Source organism: Pseudomonas sp. GW821-FHT01A09, assembly GCF_058986725.1.
Genome location: NZ_JBYSWB010000016.1, coordinates 44,465 through 64,463, shown reverse-complemented (window position 1 = coordinate 64,463; position 19,999 = coordinate 44,465). Strand labels below are relative to the sequence as shown.

The window sequence follows — 19,999 nt, the reverse complement described above, 5'->3', positions numbered from 1 at the left end:
ACACACCCTGTCGGGGGCAAGCCCCCTCGCTACAGGCCAAGCATTACTTGGCGGTATTGGCCGAGTAGCTGTTCATCAGGTTGCGATAGTTCGGCAGGCGGTTGGACAACAGGTTGCCCAAGCCTTCGATGTCATTGCGCCAGTCGCGTTGCAGCTCGCAGGCTACCGCGAACCAGTTCAGCAATTGCGCGCCGGCAGCGCTCATGCGTGCCCAGGCAGCCTGCTGCACGGTTTCGTTGAAGGTACCGGAAGCATCGGTCACCACGAACACGTCAAAGCCTTCAGCCAATGCCGACAAGGTCGGGAATGCCACACACACGTCAGTCACCACGCCAGCGATGATCAGTTGTTTCTTGCCGGTCGCCTTGACCGCAGCAACGAAGTCATCGTTGTCCCAGGCGTTGATCTGGCCAGGGCGCGGGATGTACGGCGCGTCCGGGAACATCTCCTTGAGCTCTGGGACCATCGGCCCGTTGGGGCCTTTTTCGAAGCTGGTGGTCAGGATGGTCGGCAAGCCGAAGAACTTCGCGCAATCGGCCAGCGCCAGCACGTTGTTCTTGAATTCGTTGGGCGAGAAATCCTGCACCAGCGAGATCAGGCCAGCCTGGTGGTCGACCAGCAGAACCACGGCGTCGTCTTTGTTCAAGCGGTTGTAACGGGGGGCGTTGCTCATTGTGCAATCCTCGAAGGTTACGGGTCAGGTGTAGCGAGGGGGCTTGCCCCCGAAAAGTTTTACGGCCAGCAACAGGCCAGGGTCGCCCATCGGGGGCAAGCCCCCTCGGCGAACAAGGCGACCAGGCCATCAGAACGCGAAGCAGGAACAGCCGAAGGCACCCCAGAAGCCCTGGAAGTCGCTCACCGGAACGCTCGACTGCCGCGCTCGCTCGTGGCTGTGGGAATGCACGGCGCAGGGGCCGCTGCACTGGTGCACCTGGGCCTGCAGTGGCGAGGTCGGGCGCCAGTGGCCCGGTACGCGCACCACCGGCGACCAGTCAGGCAGCACCGGCAGGCGCGGCGGATCGAGGTCGCCGAACTCCGCGTCGGCATGCACCACCTTGCCGCCCACCACGGTCAGCACCGACTCGATCCACTTGATGGCTTCTTCCTCGACGCTGAAGAAGTCCGCCGACAGGGCCACCACATCGGCCAGTTGCCCGACCTTGATCTGGCCCTTCTTGCCCTGCTCGGACGAGAACCAGGCGCTGCCATGGGTGAACAGTTCCAGAGCGGTGTCCCGCGACAGGCCTTCCGGATACAGCTCCAGGCCGCCAACGGTACGGCCACTGACCATCCAGTACAGCGAGGTCCAGGGGTTGTAGCTCGACACCCGCGTGGCGTCGGTACCGGCGCCGACCGGCACGCCTTCGGCCAGCATGCGCTTGATCGGTGGCGTGGCTTGCGCCGCACGCGCGCCGTAACGATCGACGAAATATTCGCCCTGGAAGGCCATGCGGTCCTGGATCGCGATGCCGCCGTTCAAGGCCCGCACACGCTCGATGTTCTTTGGCGAAATGGTCTCGGCATGGTCGAAGAACCACGGCAGGCCATTGAAGGGGATATCGCGGTCGACCTTCTCGAACACATCCAGCATGCGCGAGATCGATTCGTCGTAGGTGGCGTGCAGGCGGAACGGCCAGCGGTGCTCGACCAGGTGGCGCACCACCGGCTCCAGCTCCTGTTCCATGGTCTGCGGCAGGTCCGGGCGCGGCTCGAGGAAGTCCTCGAAGTCGGCCGCCGAGAACACCAGCATTTCGCCGGCGCCGTTATGGCGCAAAAAGTCATCGCCCTGGTGCAGGGTGACGCTGCCGGTCCAGTTCTTGAAGTCCTGCAGCTCGGCCTTGGGCTTCTGGGTGAACAGGTTATAGGCGATGCGGATGGTCAGTTGCTCGGCCTTGGCCAGCTCCTCGATCACCGCGTAGTCATCCGGATAGTTCTGGAAACCACCGCCGGCGTCGATCACGCTGGTCAGCCCCAGGCGGTTGAGCTCGCGCATGAACTGACGAGTCGAGTTGACCTGGTACTCCAATGGCAGGGTCGGGCCCTTGGCCAGGGTCGAGTACAGAATCATGGCGTTGGGGCGTGCAACCAGCATGCCGGTCGGGTCACCGTTGGCGTCACGCTGGATCTCGCCACCCGGCGGATTGGGCGTGTCGCGGGTATAACCGGCCACACGCAAGGCGGCACGGTTGAGCAAGGCGCGGTCATACAGGTGCAGCACGAACACCGGCGTGTCGGGTGCGGCCTGGTTGAGTTCGGCCAGGGTGGGCATGCGTTTCTCGGCGAACTGGAATTCGTTCCAGCCACCGACCACGCGTACCCACTGTGGCGTCGGCGTGCGATCGGCCTGTTCCTTGAGCATGCGCATGGCATCGGCCAGCGACGGCACACCTTCCCAGCGCAGCTCGAGGTTGTAGTTCAGGCCGCCACGAATCAGGTGCAGGTGCGAGTCGTTGAGGCCGGGGATCACGGTGCGGCCCTTGAGGTCGATCACCTGGGTGCCGGTGCCACGCAGGGCCATGGCCTCGGCATCATTGCCGACCGCGACGAAGCGACCGGCGCTGATGGCGACCGCGGTCGCGCGGGGTTTTGCACGGTCGACGGTGTGGAACTTGCCATTGAATAGAATCAGATCGGCGTTCATTGCGGGTCCTTTTCTGCAGAGGAAGAAGCGTTGAGCCAGGGCGCGAACAGGCGCGTGGCAGCCGGCATCAACAGGTACACCACCAACAGCACGATGGTGATGGTGACGAGAAAGGTGCTGACGAAGTAGCTGCCGAAAAAGCTGTTGAGGCGAAACACCGGGCCCCAAATGAAGGGCAGCAACAGGGTCTGCGGCAGAATGACGAGCAGGCTCACCACGGCCTGCTTCCACCGCGGGGGCGGCGCAGTGCCGGGCTCGCTGGGCGGGGTGAACCAGAATTCGCCAGCGTCGCCGATTTCAGTCACGTCACCGTCGGCCAGCATGTGCTCGGCCTCCTTGAGCAACGCCAGGCGCTGCGGCGAATCGAGCCATTGCTGCACCTGCGCGGTGGAGCAGAAGCGCAGCACGCTGGTGAAGGTGCGCAGACCGGCGCTGGTGCCCGGCATGACGTCGACGCCCAGATGGCCGGGGAAGGTCCGCGCAGTGCTGACGATCCGCCGCAGCCAGGCCTCGTAGGCCTGCTCGGTGCCTGCCTTGACCCGGTGCTTGACCACCAGTGTGACCAACTCGTCGGCATTGCCCTGCAATGCGGGTTCGACGATGGATGAATTCGGCATGTACGGTGACTCCTTGAACTGGATTCGCAAGAGCACGGCGCCGCACCCTCGCGACCCGGCCAACGGCTAGGGTTCAGGCGTAGCGCAGACGCCCGGGCAAGCTCGAACGCAGCGACAGTTGCCCCGGACCGGCCAGCAGAATCGCGCTGAACAGAATCAACAGCAGCCAGGCGAACTGGCCCTGGTCCAGTGTCCAGTCGGGATGCACCACGCCCACTGCAATGAGCAGCACGCACAGCACCGGCAAGCAGGCCAGGCGCGTCAGCACGCCGGCGATGATCAACAGCGGACAGGCGACCTCGGCGAAAATGGCCAGGCTCAACGTCACGGCAGAACCCAAGTGGAAAGGGTCTTCGATCAACTGCAACTGCTGAGAGAAATTCAGCAACTTGGGCAGGCCGTGCACGCACAGCAGAAACAGTGCAGCGCTGACGCGCAGCCACAACAACCCGAGCTCCTTGGCAGGGTCATCAAATTCAATGGGCTGCAGATTGCCGGCACTCATAGTGTTCGTCCCTGGGGCACGCGGCCCGCCTTCGGGCCATGGTCGATGCGAGTCATCATGAATCAGCCAGGCACGCACGGCTTGCATGAGCGTGCTGCCTTTGGAACGGTCGTGCTGCCTGGTATTTTTCGCCGCGCTGACTGGCCCCTTCGCGGGCAAGCCTTGCTCCCACAAAGCAGGCAGGCCCTGAGTCCAGCACCTGTGGCAGCACAGTTGCTGGCGAGGAGGCCCAAGTCTCGCATCTGTGGGAGCACAGCTTGCTGGCGAAGAGGCCGGCATGGCTGGCCCATAACGTCCAGGCCAGTTACCCCGGCAACGGCGCCGACATGAATTGGGCAATATGCCCACGCAACCAGCGCTCGGCCGGATCGTTATCGTGTACCCCGCTCCAGGCCATCGACAGCTCCGCCGGCACGATCGGAAACGGCGGCTCCTCGGCGCGCAACACGCCATCGTCCACCAGCGCGCAGGCGGCGTAATCCGGTACGGTGGCGATCAAGTCGGTGCCCTTGAGCAGCGCGCGCAGGCCGTTGAACTGCGGCACCCCAAGCACCACCCGACGCGAGCGGCCGACCTTGGCCAGATCCAGGTCGATATTGCCGCTCAGGTCACCCGAGAACGACACCATCGCGTGTGGCCGCTCGCAGTACTCATCCAGTGTCAGCGGCCCGGGCCGTGAATCGCCGCGCAACACCTTGCAGCCGATGTCGCGCATCTTGCGGCGCTTGGCGTTGGCCGGCAGGTCGGTGGTGTAGCTCACGCCCACGGATATTTCCCCCGAGGCGAGCAAGGTCGGCATCAGCAGGTAATTGGCCCGGCGCACGACGATGACGATGCCCGGCGCCTCCTCGCGCAGGGTGTTGAGCAACGGCGGGAACAGGCCGAATTCGGCGTCGTCCGACAGGCCGATGCGGAACACGCTGCAACTGCTGGCCGGGTCGAAGTCCTTGGCGCGGCTGACGGCGCCCGAGATGGTATCCAGGGCCGGCTGCAGCTCTTCGAGAATGGCCAGCGCCCGTGGAGTCGGGTCCATGCTGCGGCCATTGCGGATAAGCAACGGGTCGTCGAACAGATCGCGCAGGCGACCGAGGGCGGCGCTGACCGCGGGCTGGCCCATGAAGTGCTTTTCGGCCACGCGGGTCAGGTTGCGCTCGAACATCAGCGCTTCGAAGATCACCAGCAGATTCATGTCTACGTGGCGCAGGTCATTACGGTTCATGGCAAGGCTCCAGGCGTCGTCCTTGGCGAGGGAGCGGCCTCATCCGAGGGGCGGGCAGATGTCTGCAGCGAGTCAAGCACGGGGCCGGCGATTGCGCCTTGAACAAATGTGCTTTTTTCAGCCCGGGCCATGCCGATCCCTGCGGATGTTACCCACAGGGCCAACTACGTCCCGGCCAGCCAACAACGCCACATCAGGCACTGCGAGCCGCTGCCGCACGACGCCAGGTAAAAGGCGTGGTGCCGATGCTGCGGGTGAACACGCGGGTGAAGTGCGACTGATCGGCGAAGCCGCATTCCAGGCTGATCTGCGAAATCGACGCCGGGCTGTCGGCCAGCAAGGCGCGGGCCTTGTCCAGACGCGCCTGCAGGAACCAGTCGCGCGGCGCCATGCCGGTGGTTTTCTTGAAGGCTCGGGAAAAGTGGCTGCGCGACAGCGAACACTGGCTCGCGACTTCCGCGATCGAGAGGCCGTGGGCCATGTGTTCGAGCATCGTCTGCTTGGCGAGCCGCTCCTGCCAGGGTGACAACGCCACCCGCTGGTGGGAGGCCTCGCCGCAGTCGCCGGCATAGCGGTCGAGCAGGTGACTGCACAGGGCCCGGGAGGTGGTGTACAGCACCTCCTGCTGGGCATGATTGGCTTGCGCCAGTGCGGTGGCCAGGGCCTGCACCAGTTGCAGGGCGACAGAGTCCAGCGCGGCCGGGGCGGCAAGGGTCAACGTGTTCATGGGTGACGTTCCTTTGCGAAGACAGGTCAACGACGCCAGTCTCCCCCACCGCCGGGCGCCTTGTACTTTGGCAAAGGTTAAACGTTCTGAAATCTGTGCTGGCAGGGCTCGCCTCTTCGCGGGCAGGCCCTGCTCACACAGCGCATGCCGATCCTGAGCGCACCCGCTGGGAGCAAGGCTTGTGCGCGAAACTGCCGATCCACCCGGCGCGCCTCGCGAGGCAGCCTTCAGAAGGATTCAGGCTCGGCTAAAGTACTTTGTCGCGCCATGCGCTTAGGTTTGATCTTCAACTCAATCCACCGCTGCAGGAGTCAGAGATGCCTTACGTCACTACCGCCGATGGTACCGAAATCCATTACAAGGACTGGGGCAGCGGCCGGCCCATCGTGCTCTGTCACGGCTGGCCGCTGAACGCCGACATGTGGGACTACCAGATGAACTTCCTCGCCGCCAACGGCTTTCGTGTGATCGCCCACGACCGCCGCGGCTTCGGTCGTTCGAGCCAGCCCTGGAGCGGCTACGACTACGACACCTTCGCCGACGACCTGCAGACCCTGCTGACCGAACTGGACGTCAAGGATGCCGTGCTGGTGGGCTTTTCCATGGGCGGCGGCGAAGTGGCCCGCTACCTCACACGCCACGGCACCGCGCGCGTATCCAAGGCCGTGCTGCTGAGCGCGGTGACTCCGCTGATGATTCGCCGCGACGATCACCCCGAGGGCATGGACCCGGCGATCTTCGATGGCATCCGCGCCGGCTTGCTCAATGACCGCGCAGGTTTCCTCGACGCCTTCGGTCCGATCTTCACCGGCAGCGACCAGCCTGGCTCCAAGGTCGGCAAGCCGATGCTCGACTGGACCCAGTTCCTGGCCCTGCAAGCCGGCATCAAAGGCACCTATGACTGCATCGAAGCCTTCTCCGAAACCGACTTCCGTCCTGACCTCAAGGCCATCGACATCCCCACGCTGGTGATCCATGGCGACGGCGATGCCGTGGTGAATTTCGATGTGACCGGCAAGGCGGCGGCCGAACTGGTCCGCGGCGCCGAACTCAAGGTCTACCCCGGCGCGCCCCATGCGACCTACTTCACCCACAAGGACGAGCTGAACCAGGACCTGCTGGCCTTCGCCAGCCAATAGGAACCGGCACTGTCGGCAGCCGGTACTGCCGACAGTGCGCTTAGCAGGCGATCGGTGGACCTGTCAGCACGGCAAGGTAAACACGAAAATCGTCTGCCCCTGCCGCCCTTGCAGCATGTGCAAGGTCCCGCCCTGAGCGTTCATGATCGACCGGCAGATCGCCAGTCCCATGCCCATGCCGCTGCTCTTGGTAGTAAAGAACGCGTTGAAGATCTGCTCCTGGTTCTCCTGGCTGATGCCGGTACCGGTGTCTTCGATGGTCACCACCAGTTGATCCGGGCACGGCAGGCTGGACCCGATGGTCAACCAGCGCTGCTGCGCCGATACCCCGGCCATGGCATCGCAGGCATTGACGATCAGGTTGTAGACCACCTGCTGCATCTGCACGCCATCGGCCATGACCTGACGATCACCCGCGTCCAGCCGTGCCTTGACGGTGATGCCCTGCTGCTCGATTTCCACGGCGGTGAGCAGCAATACATGGCGGATCACCTCGTCGATCGACAGCAACCGCCGGTTGGAGGCTTTCTGCCGCGCCAGCGCCTGCAAGGCGTGGATGATATCCGCCGCGCGCTTGCCATCCTTGGTGATGTCGCGCAGCCCCTCGAGGGCTTCCTGAACCTCCGGTTGCGCGCGCTGCAACCAGCGCACACTGGCGCTGGCGTTGGACACGATCGACACCAGCGGCTGGTTGATTTCATGGGCGATGGACGCCGCCAGTTCGCCCAGTACCGTGGAATGGCTGACCTGGGCCAACTCGGCCCGAGCCATCTGCAACGAGGCCTCGGTCTCGCGCCGCCGGCTGTTTTCTTCCAGCAGCTCGCCATACAGCCGCGAGGTCTCGAGGGAGATCGCCGCCTGCGCCGCCAGCAGCTCGATCATCGCCACTCGCGCGTGGGTGAACACGCCGGCCGCCAAGGAATTGTCCAGATAGAGCACCCCAATCACTTCGCCCTGCTTGAGCAACGGCAGGCACAGCACCGAGCCGCCGCAATGGTCGAGAAAGTACGGGTCGGCGGCAAAGCTGTCGTCGCGCTCGGCACGCTCCAGCGCGACCGTCTGGCCGGTACGCATGACCCGGTAGAGGATCGACAGCGGCAGATGCCCTTGCACCGCGCTGCGCGCCAGCGTCACCTCGACCCCGGTGCCGGCGCTGCGCCCGCTGGCGACGATCCACGGCTCGCCATCGCGCACCAGCATCAACAGGCCCCGGCGCGCACCGGCATGCACCAGGGTGTTGGCGACCAGGGTTTCCACCAACCGCTCGAACACGATTTCCCGGGACAAGGCCTGCGACGCCTTGGTCACCGAGACCAGATCCAGGTACTGCTGGCCGCGCAACAGGTCGACGGATGCACGGGAATCCGGCGTGCGACTCTGCAGATACAGATGGGCGCTTTCGAGGCGCTTGACCTGACTCGCCGCGCCCCAGCGCTGCCAGTTGTCGCGGGCATTGACCCGGTGGGCCCGCGCCGCCGTGCTCAGGCCCAGCGCGGCATTGCACTGCGCCGCCACCTCATGGGCCAGCGCTTGCAGGTGCACGAAGCCGGCACCCGCCGCCTGGGCCACGGCTGACTCCAACAGACCCAAGGCGCGCAGGCCGTCGCCACGCAGACTGGCAACCTGGGCATCGACCAGCAAAAAGCGATCGCGAAAACTTTGCGGGTTCAGATGCGCCCAACGCTGCAACAGGCGCAAGTGCGGGGCGATGGCCTGCAAGGTCGGCTCGAGTCCCTCTGCTCCAGCGCACAGCTGCGCATGGTTGAGTGCGCTGTACAGGGCCAGGTCGGCCAAGGGCACGTGGCCCGGTACGCTCCAGCTGGCGCTTTGCGCCTGGGCGAAATAGCCCCGCGCCTTGAGGTGTTCGCCCGCGAAGTACGCGTGCATGCCCTTGACCAGCCACAGCCAGAAATGTGCGGGGGTCATGCTGCTGGTTTGCACCCGCGCCTCCAGCGCCTCGATCTCGTCCGCCAGAGCAGGCCGCTGGGCGTCGGCAATCATCCCCTCGCGCAACGCACGCAGCCACCAACCCAGCAGGTCCAGCAGCAACTGGCTGTCGCGAAAATCCAGCTGGCCAGCCAGCGCGCGACCGCGTTCGAGCTGCGCCTGTACCTGCGCCAGCGGTGCGCCCATGAACAGCTGCGTGGCCGCCGCCTGATGGCTGGCGTAGCAGCCCAGGCCAGGGCGTCCTTGCGCACGGCTGGCATTGAAGGCCCGCTCGCTGCATTCCAGAGCGAAGCTGGGGGCGCGCAGCCACAGGCTGATGCGCCCCAGCGCCAGGTCGGTGGACGCCTGCGCGGCGGCGTAGACCGGCTGCCCCGCCAGCCGCGCCGCCAGGTCGGTGAACCGCAGCCCGTCCTCCGGCGCATCGAAGCGTTCGGCCAGTACCACGCCGAACCACGACAGGCCGCGCACACCCGAGGTGCAGACGCCATGGCGCAAGGTCATTTCGACCATCCGGCAACTAAGCAGAAACATCATGTCGCGATCGCTGAACGAGACCGGTATCAGCATCGCCGCCATCAGGTCGAGCGCGGCCTTGATGAACCCGTTGTCCAGCGCAAAGTGATCGATGAACGAGAAGATCGACCGCTCGCCCTGGGCCTGGCGCAGCTGCTGGTAGGGCCCTTGCAGATCGACCATCAACTGCGGTGTCGGAAAGTCGATGCCGAACAGCGTCAAGCCGCCAAGACCGGTCTGCAACGCGGCGGCGTAATCGCCCGCCAGCGACAAGGCCTCGATCTTGAGCACGTACAGCGCCGATACCTGCGCCAGCGACGAGACCCGCTCCAGCAACTGGTCGATGCAGGCATGGGCGTTGGCGTAGTCGCAGGTATGCACCAGGCATTGCGCATGCAGGTAATCGACGGCATGGCTCTGGGCAGGGTTGTCACTCCAGCGCTGCAGGCCGCCCAGCTCCCTGGCCAAGCGCAGGTATTGCAAGGCGAAGGGCAGCGCGGCGGTTTCCCGGGCGCGCTCGGCGGCGCTCAGCAATGCGTCGATGAACTGTGGCCTTTCGTGCTCCATCAACGCGTCGTGGGCCGACTGCTGGATGTGCAGGGCGATACGGAACAGATCGCCCTGCACCCGCTGCGCCGGCAGCGTCTTGAGCAGCAAGCGCGCCAGGCGCGTGTGCTCGGCGGCGCGACGTTCAGGGGCGATCAATTGATAGGCGGCTTCGCGCACCCGGTCGTGGCTGAAGGTCAGGCCCTGGCGATCCTCGATCAACAGCCCGGCCTCGACGGCGGGCGCCAGAGTGCGCTGGATCTTGAGCAGGCTCAATTCGCTGATGCGGGCGATGTCGCTGCTGTCGGCGCGATTGCCGACCATCGCCAGCAGGCCCAGCAGATACTGGGTGCGGCGCGGGAAACGACCGATACGGGCGACCATCAGATCGACGACATTGTCGGCCACGGGGAAACGCGCGAGGCCGCCGGCGTCCCATTGCCAGCCCTCGCCCGCGGGATCGGGCCAGAGCAGTCGCTCTTCGAGCAAGGTGCGCAACAGCTGGTGAACGAAGAACGGGTTGCCAGCGCTCTTGTCGTGAATGACGACGCTCAAGGGCGCCAGTTGTGGCGCATTCCAGCCCAGCAAGGCACAGACCATGTCATGCAGCGCCGCCGGGCTCAGGGGGCTCAGGTGCAACTCGGTGAGGTGCGCCGGCCGCGCCCTGGCGGCTTCGACAAAACCGTAGAACGCCTGGGTCGGCTCGCTGCAGACTTCGCGGTACGCAGCGATCAGCAGCAAATGTGGGAGCGGCGCTTCGATCAACGAACGCATGAAGCCCAGGGTGTCATGATCGAGCCATTGCACGTCGTCGAAAAACAGCACCAATGGCGTGTCGACCCGAGCGAAGGCGCCCATGAAGGTGCGCAGCACGTCGTCGAAACGGTGACGGGCGCCGTGAGCGGCGGCTTCGGTGAGTGCCGGCATGGGGCCAGTGATCAGTTGCAGCTCTGGCACCAACGGCGCTACCAGCGCGCCATCGGCGCCCAGTGCTTCACGCAAACGCGCGCCCCATTGATCGAGCACCAGCGGCGGCTCGCCCAGCACGCGCAAGGCCAGCGACCGCAGGGCCAGGGACAGCGATGCATAGGGGGTGGTCTTGCTGGACTGGTCGAACTTGCCGGTCGCGAACAGTACGCGGCCAATGATCAGGTCCTGATGCAGTTGCCGCACCAGGGCACTTTTACCGGAGCCGGTCTGGCCACTGAGCAGGACCATCTCGCCCTGCCCGCTGGCCATGCAACGCGCCAGCGCCCCATGCAACTGCGCCAGCTCGCGCTCGCGCCCCACCAGCACCGCCACCGGCAGGTCCAGCCCGCGAGGGCCCTTGCCGCCCGGTTCGAAGCGGCGGATATGCTGGAACTCGCTCCACTGCACCAGGCACAGGCGCAGGTCATCGGCCAGGTCGCCCGCACTGGCGTAGCGAGCGGCCGGTTCCTTGGCCAGCAGCTTGAGTACCACACGCCGCAAGGGTGGCGGCACGCTGGCGCGCAGCTGCTCGATGGGCGGCGGTGGCTGGGTCAGATGCTGATGCAGCGACTCCACAGGGTCATTGCCTTCGAAGGGCAAGCGGCCGGTCAGCAGCTCGTAGAAACTTGCCCCCAGGGCGTACAGGTCACTGCGCTCATCGGCCTGCTGCTGCAGGCGCCCAGCCTGCTCGGGGGGCATATAGGCGAAGCTGCCCGAGATAGCCTCCCCGGTATCGACAGGGGCGGCATGCCGGTAGCGACTGAGCGCGAACGCAGTGAGGCGAACCACGCCGTCGCTGCCCTCGATCAGGTTGCAAGGCTTGATATCGTGGTGCAGCAGTCCGGCGGCGTGGGCGCTGGCCAGCGCTTGCGCGGCGCCAATGGCCAGGCGCAGGAAGCGGGTGATCGACAGCCGCTCGCCAAGCACCTCGTGCAGGCCGGTACCGGCGGTTTCATCGAGCACCATGAACGGCCCGTCCACCGTACTGATCAGGGCCACCGGGACGATCGCCCAGGCCGGATCCAGATACTGGCGAAAGCCGTACTCATGCTGGATGCGCCGGAATACCTGCTCGGACGGCGTTGCCGCAGGCCGCACGATCAACCAGTCGCGTACCGAAATCGGCGAACGCACGCGGTAGCGCGCCACCTCGCCGTCCACCAGCAGCAAGGTCCACGACAAGTGCTGCAGCCAGTGGTCGTTGAAACCGCCGACATCACGCCGGATCGATGCCAGGCCGGCAGCGCGCGCCGCGGCTTCACCCAAGGGGGTGGAGGGTATGGTCACTCAGCCGGCCTCGACCAGCCGCGCAATGGCCGCCAGCAGCACTTCTTCGGAAAACGGCTTGCGCAGGAAGCACGCGGCACCGCCCTGCAACGCGGCATCGATGGACTCTTCATCGTTGTGCGCCGACATGCAGATCACCCCGATCGCCTTGTGCGCCGCGTTCAGGCGCTTTTGCACTTCGAGCCCCTGCATGCCCTGCATGCGCAGGTCGAGCAGCACGCAGGCCGACTCGTCGACCGCCGTGGACGCCAGAAAGGCTTCACCCGAGGCGAAGGACAAGGTCGCGAAGCCCGCCGACTTGAGCAGGTTGGCCAGGCTTTTGCGCACTGAGGCATCGTCGTCGACGATACAGACTTGAATCATAGCGGGATCTTCACGGCAGCAAAGGTGATCGCGGGCTGATGGCGGGCGCCGCACAACCTGGGCATCAGATGACATTGGGCCGCTGCAGGGCGGCGTCGAAACCGATCAACTCACACATCTGCACCAGCTCGATGAGCGTGGCGGCGTGCATTTTGGTCATGATGTGTTTCTTGTGGACCTTGGTGGTGACTTCCCGCGTGCCCAACTCATGGGCGATCTGCTTGTTGATACGCCCGGTGATCAACAGCGCCATGACTTGCCGCTCACGCGGGGTGAGGGTTTCGAAGCGCCGACGGATCTCGCGGGTGCGGACGGTCAGCGCATAAGTGCGGCGCGCGTAGGCCAGGGCGTTATCGACGGCCTCGAGCAATTGCCCCTCGTCGAAGGGCTTGGTGAGGAACTCCTGGGCCCCGGCCTTGATGGCCTTGACCGACATGGGGATGGTGCCGTAACCGGTCATGAAGATGATCGGCATCTCGCAGCCACGTCGACGCAATTCCTGCTGCAGATCGAAACCGCTGCTGGCCTGCAGGTTGACGTCGAGCACCAGGCACGCCAACTGCTCGGCGTAGGGTTCCTGAAGAAAATCCTCGGCGCAGGCGAAGGCTTTCGACGCGACACCGGCCGAGCGCAGCAAGCGCACCAGCGCCGAGCGCACCGAGCTTTCATCGTCGACGATATAGACCAGCGCATCCATGCTGTTCAAAGGCGTGTTCACTGTGGCTCCCGGGCCCTGCCACCAGGGTCCGGCGGGCTCTTGTGCTGCGGGGAGTGGCACAGCGCTGGGCTGGCCACGGCTTTCGTCGAGCATGTCCTGCAAGCCCAGGCGTTCGAGCAGAGCGATCAACAAGTGATCGCGGCCAGTGGCCTCTGTCGCCGGCAGCGCCGCATTGACGGGCGGCCGTTCGGCCGCGGCAGGCGCCGATGGCGGCTCGTCGTCGAGCAGCAACCGATAGCCGCGCCCGGGGACCGTCTTGATCAAGTCCCGACCGCCCCCCAGCACTTTGCGCAACATCGAAATGTGCACCTGCAGGTTGTTTTCCTCGACCACCGAGTGCGGCCACACCCTCGCCAGCAGTTCATCCTTGCTGACCAGCCGTCCTCTGGCATTGATCAGCAATTCGAGAATATCGAAGGCGCGGCTGCCCAGTTTGATCGGCTGGGAACCGGCGAACAGCTCGCGCCGTTCCAGTGACACGGTCACCTGTGCGATGCGGATCATGGGCATCTCGCAAAATAAAGAGGGGTGAGAACGGCCCGCCCCGCGCCGACAACATCGATTGATGTGGCAGGTTAGAGCGCTGAACGCACGGCCGCAATTATCCCTGTAGATACCTTGGGAAGGCTGAACGCGTCACTGTCAACCTTGGGGAGACAGTGAGACCGGTTCGATCTACTTATTGGTAATCACGCAAAGCATTAATCTTCTTCCAACGCGACGCAAAACCACTTGCCGTCGAACCTGCGAAACGCTTCGGCCGCCCGCAAACCCAATCTGGAGATGATCATGCTGACCCTTCGTAAAGCTTCTGAACGCGGCCTTGCCAACCACGGTTGGTTGAAATCCTTCCACACCTTTTCCTTCGGTCATTACCGTAATCCCCGCGAGCAGGGTTTTTCCGACCTGCTGGTGATCAACGATGACCGGGTCATCGCTGGCAAGGGCTTCGGCCAACACCCGCACCGCGACATGGAGATCTTTTCCTACGTGCTGGAAGGTGCCTTGGAGCACAAGGACACCCTGGGCACCGGCTCGGTGATCCGCCCCGGCGACGTACAACTGATGAGTGCCGGCTCTGGCGTGGCGCATAGCGAGTACAACCATTCGCAGACCGAGGGGGTGCACTTTCTGCAAATCTGGATCGTGCCCAACGAAGCCGGCGCCGAGCCGCGCTATCAGCAGGAACACTTCAGCGCCGAGCAGAAACGTGGCCGTCTGCAACTGATCATTTCACCGGACGGCGCCAACGGCTCGCTGACCGTTCGTCAGCAGGCACGCGTCTATGCGGGGCTGTTCAATGGCGAAGAGCAGGCTACGCTCGATCTTGAGCCCGGTCGTTATGCCTACGTGCACGTGGCCTGCGGCAGCATCGAGCTCAATGGTGAGCGGCTCGACGAAGGCGATGGCGTGCGCGTGCGCGAAGAAACCGCGCTGCATCTGGCGCGGGGCATCGATGCCGAAGTACTGGTGTTCGATCTTCGCCCACAGGAACTGCCTCGGATGCCGTGATCACGTATGCCGTCATTCAAGTCCATCGGTGCGATGCCGATGGACTTTTTTGTGGCTGTTGCAAACAAATAGAACTACCGCACTGACTGCCTGGTCATTCTTCAATAACATTTGTCGACTCTCTTGAGATGTGACCCATGACGGAAAAGCACATAGTCCCGGCGGTTATGGACAAGCTCTATGAAAATCAGTTCGCTCTGGCAGCGGCCATCGAAGAACTGGCGCTCTGGGTCGAAGTGCGCGGCGAGGATACAGCCGTCGCAGACAATATACGTGGCGCTCTGGAGACACTGGATCGCAATGCCGAGCAGATCGGCAAGATGATCCATCAGCTCAAGGAGCTACCGGCCACACCGTGACCGAGCCCTGCGCACCCAGCGCCAGACTCTTCGCCTGAAGAGTCTGCGTGTGCGCCATTGCCCATGGTAAAGTCGCGCCTCGCCCACTGCCGAGCCCGACGAACCCGCCCATGGATCAGCAAGATTTCGACGCCCTTCTGCCTCAGTGGCATAGCCTGCCCCTCGCCAACGCATGTACCGGCCTGCTTCTGGGGAACGGTGGCAGCCGCGCGATATGGCGCAACTTCGGCTATGACTCGCTGTTCGAACGGGCGCAGAAAGTGCGCAATCGGCCGTTGGGGCAGTCCGATCTGGCGCTGTTCAAACACCTGAACACCGAGAACTTCGAACGCGTGCTCAGCAGTTTGAATACCACGGTACGCATCAACGCGGCGCTGGCCATCAGTTCGACCGCGCCGCTCAATCGCTATTACGCGATCAAGGAAGCGCTGATCCATGCCATGCGCAGCGTGCATATTCCGTGGCAACTGGTCAGCACCAAGACTCTCGCCCATCTGAATCAGGCACTGCGCCAGTACTCGACCGTCTATTCGAGCAATTACGACCTGCTCTGCCATTGGGCCATGCTGCACTCGCCGCAAGGGTTCGACGACTGGATGGGCGCCGAGGGCGAGTTCGATCCGCAGGCGGGTCAATCCGGCACCACACGCTTGCTGTACCTGCACGGCGGGCTGCACCTGATCAAGCATGCCGACGGCAGCACGCGGCGACGGAGCGCGGTCGACAGCGCTCTGCTTGACGGCTTTGCCATCAACACGCCCGGGGACGTTCCGCTGTTCGTCGCCGAGGGCCCGAGTCGCGACAAGCTGGCGAGCATTCGTGACTCGGCCTACCTGAGCGGATGCCTGCAACAGTTGCGGCAACACCAAGGTCCGCTCTGCCTGTTCGGACATAACCTCAACGCGCAGGATCAACACATCATCGACAGCTTGCTCAATGCCAACATCGAACGCTTGGCCATTGCCATTTTCCCGCTGAGCGATGCCTGGATCATCAGCCAGAAGCGGCATTACGCGACGCTGTTTCGCGAGTCCGCCACGGCCCTCGAATTCTTTGATGCGACATCCCATCCTCTGGGGCTGCCAGAGCTCAACGTCCCGGTGATCAAGGAAAAACCGCTCCGCCCCCGGCGTTGAAGGCCGAGTGCTAATCAACTACCTCCAAGAGCGGAGCCGGCGCGACAGGCTTGAGTGCCGCGCGGCGCAAATCGCAGTCGGCACGCGGTAGCCTGACCTCGGGGTTGGGCATGCCACTGGGTGAAAGCTCATGGGTCATTTCAAACTCCGCACGCACCGACCAGCCACAGGCCTCGGTGGTGCATTGCAGGTAAGCCACCCGCAGAAAGATATGACGGCCTTCACTGGTACGAATACGCATGCGGCTGGCGCAATGCGGACAGACCATCTTGTATGTGCTCATGGATAGCTCCGATTGATGAGTCAGTACTGCGGGGCCATATTCATGGCCCCCAAGTTTTCTTTTTCCGATGAGTCGTCTCTTGTAAGCTGTAACAAGCAAAGGCCTTTAAGCCGATTTTGCTTACAAGACTTTTCCCCGGAACCTGTAGGAATTTTCTTCAACTGTCGTAGTAAGTTTCCATCCAGTGCCTCCCTGCTCTCTCAGTCTATCCATGGACTGGAGAATTTACTCATTATGAGTAAAATTATGCTACAAAATACGGATAAGTCAAACGAGTGTATCCAAAATGAGTATTTCCAAATCGTCTGAGATCATTGTCCGGCTCAAGCAGATAACCGCCACGAATACTGACAGTGGGCTTTCCGAGCGGTTAGGGGTGAGCCCGCAGACGCTCAGCAGCTGGAAAGGCAGGGAGCGCATGCCTTACTCAGTTTGCATAGATCTGGCCGAACAGCACGGTATCAGCCTCGATTGGCTGCTGACCGGCGTCGGCCCCATGCAGCGCACGGCCGTGTTCGATGAATTGTCCTCGGAGCCAGAGCAGCGCATGCTGGCGGTCTTTCGGACGCTGACGGTGGCCGATCAACAGTTCGTTCAGCAAATGGCGCAAGAACGCCAGCGCCTGCGCGACCTCGAGCGACGCCTGGACCGGCTCTACGAGCAAAGCGCCCTGGCACCAAACGCCTGAGCAGGCGTCATGGTCGGCGATCACTTATCGCCCACACCTTCCAGCAGCAGCGCCATCCGCCCCCGCACTCGAAAAATCAAGCTACAGAGCAGCACGCTGGTGGTCGCGTGCCACACACTCACCGAAGGCTGGAACAGCAGGATTTCCAGGCTTGCCAGGCAGAGAGAGACGCCCAGCAGGCTACTGAACAGCGTGACCCGCCGCGACGGCCGTGGCGTTGTCTGCCGGCCGCACACCAGCAGCAACGCGCTCAGCAGAAACGCGCAGGCTGTGATCAGCGGCACGAGTAATCCAAGCGTCATGGCCGGCCACCTCGTAGTTTGTGAAGGATGTCGCGCAGGTCGGCGGAATGGGTCCAGTGCATGATTTTCACGCTGACCGGGATAACCAGCATCGCGCAGAAAAACGCTGCGGCGCCGTTGGACAACACCGGTAACAAAGGTTGTGCCACCGGGGTAAACAAATAGCCCACACCCGCCGACAGAGACAATGATGCCAGCCGTTGCCAGGCCTTGAGCTCCTGCTGTGTCGTGGTGACCAGCCAGCCGCCGAGCAAGGCCCCGAACAGCGCATCGCCATCGATCAACGGCACCAGCGCGGCCATGCCCAGGCCGACGTAGAGGGTCGCTAGATTGCTAGCCATGACTGCACTCCTTGACCTGTAACTGCTCCGCCAGCAACACCCGGACGCATTCGTACAGTGTTTCGCGGTACTGGCTCAACACCTTGTCCGCATTTGTCGATACCTGCTCCAGTGCCGTGAAGCCTTCGCGCCGCCACAGAAAGCGGGCGCCGGCCAGATCGCGCTCCAGCTGGATGATCGCGCTGTGCAGGGCCACCTCCAGGCGCAGGTCACTGATGATTTCATCCAGGCTCAAGGCCTGGCGCACTTCTGCGCAATGGACCGAAGGCCAGAACGGGTCATGACGCAAGCGGCAAGGCGGGACCAGTGCCGACACGTCCTCGAATAAGGTCTGCATGCTTGACGCTCACCAAACGAAGGGGGCGCCGGATGCGGCGCCGCATGCCCCTATAGTGTTGTCCGCTCGTCCCTCGGACAACGCTGCCGCCTTGTATCCGCCCAGGGTACAAATAGGTTCGATGACCCACGCAAAAACGCCAACGCCCATCGGGTGATGGGCGTTGGCGTTGGTGTGACACGGCGTCAATCGGTGCGCAGCATGCCCCGCGCCTGGGCCAGATGCCAGGCGGCACCGCGGCTGCCTACGGCGAACTTGCTACGGATATTGGCGAAATGAAAGTTGATCGTGGTTTCAGCACATCCCAGGATCAAAGCGATTTCCCAGGATGTCTTGCTTTTGCCATACCAATACAGCACCTCGCGTTCTCGAGGCGTCAGGTACACGGTGTCGCGAGGTTCGATAAGTCGAGATGCCATGAGCCTGGCCCCCTGTTGTTCAAGACCGGATCATCTTGAACAACCCGCCAGGCCACTCCCATCGGCGAGGCTTGTCAGTGCGCTGGCGACAAAACCACCGCGCCTGGCAGCAGGCCATCGGCGCGCAACAAGGATTCGAGGGACTGCGATTCGATGGCATAGAACGCCTTCAACGCCTGGATCTTTTCCAGCAGCGCCGCGACGTTCAGCGGCATCGCACGCTTGACCGCCAGGATCATCTTGTTCTTGTTGGTGTGCTCCAGCGAGATGAACTCGAAGACTTTGGTCTCGTAGCCACAGGCCTCCAGGTACAAGGCTCGCAGCGCATCGGTGACCATTTCGGCCTGCTGCCCCAGATGCAGGCCGTATTGCAGCATCGGCTTGAGCAGCCCCGGGCTCTGGATCTGCAGGCGGATCTCCTTGTGGCAGCACGGCGAGCACATGATGATCGCCGCCCCACAGCGGATGCCGGTATGGATGGCATAGTCGGTGGCGATGTCGCAGGCGTGCAGGGCGATCATCACGTCGATCTGGCTGGGCACCACGCTGCGCACGTCGCCACATTCGAACACCAGTCCGGGGTGATCCAGCCGGGCGGCGGCGCTGTTGCACAGAGTGACCATGTCCTGGCGCAACTCCACACCGGTGACCTGAGCCTCGCGCTGCAGGGTGTTGCGCAGGTAATCGTGGATCGCGAATGTCAGGTAACCCTTGCCCGAACCGAAGTCGGCCACTTTGAGCGGCGCCCCGGCGGCCAGGTTGGAGGTGCTCAAAGCGTGAGCGAACACTTCGATGAACTTGTTGATCTGCTTCCATTTGCGCGACATCGCCGGAATCAGCTCGTGCTGGGCATTGGTCACGCCCAGATCCTGCAGAAAGGGCCGCGACAGCTCCAGATAGCGTTTTTTCTCCCGATCATGCTCGGCCGAAGGCAGGGTGCGGGCCTGGGCGGCCTTGCTGCGATGGAGCATGGCCTTGCCCTTCTTGCTGAATTCCAACTGCAGCTCATCGGTCAGGGTCAGCAGGTGCGCGGTCTTGAACACCTGCGGCAACCACTCGGCTACCTGCGCCACGCCTTCGGCCAGACTCAGGTTGCGGGTGATGTCGCGGGTCTTGTAGCGATAGACGAACGACAGGCAAGGCTGCTCCTTGACCATCAGCGGCTTGACGCTGACGCGCTGCAAATCCGCCTCTGCGCCGACATGACGGGAAAACACCATCTTGATCAGGGCGTTCTGTTGCAGGCTGATGTCGAGCACCGCCATAAACTGCGCGCGCGAATCGTCGACGCTGCGGTTCTGGGCAGCGCTGTTGTTGGCAGAAGGCAAGGAAGCAGACATATACAGCAAAACCTCGGACGCCCGCGCACGGGTAAAGCCGAGTATTTTACGGCGCTGCGCGTTCGCGAGCACGGAGTAAATGCTTTGCTCC

The 19,999-nt window shown here is 63.5% G+C and carries 20 protein-coding genes; 5 read left to right on the top strand and 15 right to left on the bottom strand.

Features of this window, described 5'->3' with window-relative positions; genetic code table 11:
* Positions 1-43: 43 nt before the first annotated feature.
* The 6 genes from ycaC to AC3WJP_RS18435 form a co-directional block, all read right to left on the bottom strand.
* Complete coding sequence (gene ycaC, locus AC3WJP_RS18460; protein WP_226506858.1) at positions 44-673, bottom strand: isochorismate family cysteine hydrolase YcaC; 630 nt, start codon at positions 671-673, stop codon at positions 44-46.
* A 129-nt stretch (positions 674-802) separates the two neighbouring features.
* Positions 803-2,641 carry an amidohydrolase gene (locus AC3WJP_RS18455; protein ID WP_493722007.1) on the bottom strand — a complete coding sequence of 613 codons (1,839 nt, stop codon included), beginning with the start codon at positions 2,639-2,641 and terminating at the stop codon, positions 803-805.
* Positions 2,638-3,258 (bottom strand): antibiotic biosynthesis monooxygenase, encoded by a 621-nt coding sequence (locus AC3WJP_RS18450; protein WP_493722006.1) that lies wholly within the window; start codon positions 3,256-3,258, stop codon positions 2,638-2,640. The genes AC3WJP_RS18455 and AC3WJP_RS18450 overlap by 4 nt, the downstream gene beginning before the upstream one ends.
* Before the next feature lie 73 nt (positions 3,259-3,331).
* Positions 3,332-3,763 carry a DoxX family protein gene (locus tag AC3WJP_RS18445; RefSeq protein WP_493722005.1) on the bottom strand — a complete coding sequence of 144 codons (432 nt, stop codon included), beginning with the start codon at positions 3,761-3,763 and terminating at the stop codon, positions 3,332-3,334.
* Between the two features lie 304 nt (positions 3,764-4,067).
* On the bottom strand, positions 4,068-4,982 hold the full coding sequence (locus tag AC3WJP_RS18440) for a LysR family transcriptional regulator (RefSeq protein WP_493722004.1): 915 nt from the start codon (positions 4,980-4,982) through the stop codon (positions 4,068-4,070).
* Positions 4,983-5,175: 193 nt separating this feature from the next.
* Positions 5,176-5,709 carry a helix-turn-helix transcriptional regulator gene (locus AC3WJP_RS18435; protein WP_493722003.1) on the bottom strand — a complete coding sequence of 178 codons (534 nt, stop codon included), beginning with the start codon at positions 5,707-5,709 and terminating at the stop codon, positions 5,176-5,178.
* Positions 5,710-6,026: 317 nt separating this feature from the next.
* Between AC3WJP_RS18435 and AC3WJP_RS18430 the strand changes: the two genes are divergently transcribed.
* Entirely contained in the window at positions 6,027-6,848 is an 822-nt protein-coding gene (locus tag AC3WJP_RS18430; protein WP_493722002.1) for an alpha/beta fold hydrolase, read from the top strand.
* A 63-nt stretch (positions 6,849-6,911) separates the two neighbouring features.
* On the opposite strand, the gene AC3WJP_RS18425 is transcribed toward AC3WJP_RS18430, so the two are convergent.
* From AC3WJP_RS18425 to AC3WJP_RS18415, 3 genes are all read right to left on the bottom strand, one after another.
* Positions 6,912-12,110: a trifunctional serine/threonine-protein kinase/ATP-binding protein/sensor histidine kinase gene (locus AC3WJP_RS18425; RefSeq protein WP_493722001.1), complete on the bottom strand. Its 5,199-nt coding sequence runs from the start codon at positions 12,108-12,110 to the stop codon at positions 6,912-6,914.
* Positions 12,111-12,473 carry a response regulator transcription factor gene (locus AC3WJP_RS18420; RefSeq protein ID WP_493722000.1) on the bottom strand — a complete coding sequence of 121 codons (363 nt, stop codon included), beginning with the start codon at positions 12,471-12,473 and terminating at the stop codon, positions 12,111-12,113. It lies immediately after the preceding gene.
* Between the two features lie 64 nt (positions 12,474-12,537).
* On the bottom strand, positions 12,538-13,695 hold the full coding sequence (locus AC3WJP_RS18415) for a response regulator (protein ID WP_493721999.1): 1,158 nt from the start codon (positions 13,693-13,695) through the stop codon (positions 12,538-12,540).
* Between the two features lie 285 nt (positions 13,696-13,980).
* On the opposite strand from AC3WJP_RS18415, the gene AC3WJP_RS18410 reads away from it, so the two are divergent.
* The 3 genes from AC3WJP_RS18410 (at position 13,981) to AC3WJP_RS18400 (ending at position 16,198) form a co-directional block, all read left to right on the top strand.
* Positions 13,981-14,703, top strand: coding sequence for a pirin family protein (locus tag AC3WJP_RS18410; RefSeq protein ID WP_493721998.1), 723 nt, complete (start codon positions 13,981-13,983; stop codon positions 14,701-14,703).
* 137 nt (positions 14,704-14,840) lie between these two features.
* Positions 14,841-15,062, top strand: coding sequence for a hypothetical protein (locus AC3WJP_RS18405; RefSeq protein WP_493721997.1), 222 nt, complete (start codon positions 14,841-14,843; stop codon positions 15,060-15,062).
* Positions 15,063-15,172: 110 nt separating this feature from the next.
* A complete protein-coding gene (locus AC3WJP_RS18400) occupies positions 15,173-16,198 on the top strand; it encodes a DUF4917 family protein (RefSeq protein WP_493721996.1) in 1,026 nt (341 codons plus the stop codon).
* 10 nt (positions 16,199-16,208) lie between these two features.
* Here AC3WJP_RS18400 and AC3WJP_RS18395 read toward each other — a convergent pair whose 3' ends face one another.
* Complete coding sequence (locus AC3WJP_RS18395) at positions 16,209-16,481, bottom strand: Ogr/Delta-like zinc finger protein (protein ID WP_493721995.1); 273 nt, start codon at positions 16,479-16,481, stop codon at positions 16,209-16,211.
* Between the two features lie 286 nt (positions 16,482-16,767).
* On the opposite strand from AC3WJP_RS18395, the gene AC3WJP_RS18390 reads away from it, so the two are divergent.
* Entirely contained in the window at positions 16,768-17,169 is a 402-nt protein-coding gene (locus tag AC3WJP_RS18390) for a helix-turn-helix domain-containing protein (RefSeq protein ID WP_493721994.1), read from the top strand.
* A 20-nt stretch (positions 17,170-17,189) separates the two neighbouring features.
* Here AC3WJP_RS18390 and AC3WJP_RS18385 read toward each other — a convergent pair whose 3' ends face one another.
* From AC3WJP_RS18385 to AC3WJP_RS18365, 5 genes are all read right to left on the bottom strand, one after another.
* A complete protein-coding gene (locus AC3WJP_RS18385) occupies positions 17,190-17,471 on the bottom strand; it encodes a phage holin family protein (protein WP_493721993.1) in 282 nt (93 codons plus the stop codon).
* Positions 17,468-17,812 carry a putative holin gene (locus tag AC3WJP_RS18380; protein WP_493721992.1) on the bottom strand — a complete coding sequence of 115 codons (345 nt, stop codon included), beginning with the start codon at positions 17,810-17,812 and terminating at the stop codon, positions 17,468-17,470. Before AC3WJP_RS18380 ends, AC3WJP_RS18385 begins: the two co-directional genes overlap by 4 nt.
* On the bottom strand, positions 17,805-18,149 hold the full coding sequence (locus tag AC3WJP_RS18375) for a head completion/stabilization protein (protein WP_493721991.1): 345 nt from the start codon (positions 18,147-18,149) through the stop codon (positions 17,805-17,807). The genes AC3WJP_RS18380 and AC3WJP_RS18375 overlap by 8 nt, the downstream gene beginning before the upstream one ends.
* Before the next feature lie 185 nt (positions 18,150-18,334).
* On the bottom strand, positions 18,335-18,568 hold the full coding sequence (locus tag AC3WJP_RS18370) for a helix-turn-helix domain-containing protein (RefSeq protein WP_493721990.1): 234 nt from the start codon (positions 18,566-18,568) through the stop codon (positions 18,335-18,337).
* Positions 18,569-18,642: 74 nt separating this feature from the next.
* A complete protein-coding gene (locus AC3WJP_RS18365; RefSeq protein WP_493721989.1) occupies positions 18,643-19,908 on the bottom strand; it encodes a class I SAM-dependent methyltransferase in 1,266 nt (421 codons plus the stop codon).
* Positions 19,909-19,999: the final 91 nt, after the last annotated feature.

Bases quoted from the DNA above. Each gene is read 5' to 3' on its own strand.
- AC3WJP_RS18385 (WP_493721993.1), bottom strand. From the start codon at position 17,471: ATGACGCTTGGATTACTCGTGCCGCTGATCACAGCCTGCGCGTTTCTG.
- AC3WJP_RS18440 (WP_493722004.1), bottom strand. From the start codon at position 4,982: ATGAACCGTAATGACCTGCGCCACGTAGACATGAATCTGCTGGTGATC.
- AC3WJP_RS18370 (WP_493721990.1), bottom strand. From the start codon at position 18,568: ATGGCATCTCGACTTATCGAACCTCGCGACACCGTGTACCTGACGCCT.
- AC3WJP_RS18400 (WP_493721996.1), top strand. From the start codon at position 15,173: ATGGATCAGCAAGATTTCGACGCCCTTCTGCCTCAGTGGCATAGCCTG.
- AC3WJP_RS18365 (WP_493721989.1), bottom strand. From the start codon at position 19,908: ATGTCTGCTTCCTTGCCTTCTGCCAACAACAGCGCTGCCCAGAACCGC.
- AC3WJP_RS18435 (WP_493722003.1), bottom strand. From the start codon at position 5,709: ATGAACACGTTGACCCTTGCCGCCCCGGCCGCGCTGGACTCTGTCGCC.
- AC3WJP_RS18390 (WP_493721994.1), top strand. From the start codon at position 16,768: ATGAGTATTTCCAAATCGTCTGAGATCATTGTCCGGCTCAAGCAGATA.
- AC3WJP_RS18430 (WP_493722002.1), top strand. From the start codon at position 6,027: ATGCCTTACGTCACTACCGCCGATGGTACCGAAATCCATTACAAGGAC.
- AC3WJP_RS18455 (WP_493722007.1), bottom strand. From the start codon at position 2,641: ATGAACGCCGATCTGATTCTATTCAATGGCAAGTTCCACACCGTCGAC.
- AC3WJP_RS18410 (WP_493721998.1), top strand. From the start codon at position 13,981: ATGCTGACCCTTCGTAAAGCTTCTGAACGCGGCCTTGCCAACCACGGT.
- ycaC (WP_226506858.1), bottom strand. From the start codon at position 673: ATGAGCAACGCCCCCCGTTACAACCGCTTGAACAAAGACGACGCCGTG.
- AC3WJP_RS18405 (WP_493721997.1), top strand. From the start codon at position 14,841: ATGACGGAAAAGCACATAGTCCCGGCGGTTATGGACAAGCTCTATGAA.
- AC3WJP_RS18380 (WP_493721992.1), bottom strand. From the start codon at position 17,812: ATGGCTAGCAATCTAGCGACCCTCTACGTCGGCCTGGGCATGGCCGCG.
- AC3WJP_RS18445 (WP_493722005.1), bottom strand. From the start codon at position 3,763: ATGAGTGCCGGCAATCTGCAGCCCATTGAATTTGATGACCCTGCCAAG.
- AC3WJP_RS18415 (WP_493721999.1), bottom strand. From the start codon at position 13,695: ATGATCCGCATCGCACAGGTGACCGTGTCACTGGAACGGCGCGAGCTG.
- AC3WJP_RS18420 (WP_493722000.1), bottom strand. From the start codon at position 12,473: ATGATTCAAGTCTGTATCGTCGACGACGATGCCTCAGTGCGCAAAAGC.
- AC3WJP_RS18375 (WP_493721991.1), bottom strand. From the start codon at position 18,149: ATGCAGACCTTATTCGAGGACGTGTCGGCACTGGTCCCGCCTTGCCGC.
- AC3WJP_RS18450 (WP_493722006.1), bottom strand. From the start codon at position 3,258: ATGCCGAATTCATCCATCGTCGAACCCGCATTGCAGGGCAATGCCGAC.
- AC3WJP_RS18395 (WP_493721995.1), bottom strand. From the start codon at position 16,481: ATGAGCACATACAAGATGGTCTGTCCGCATTGCGCCAGCCGCATGCGT.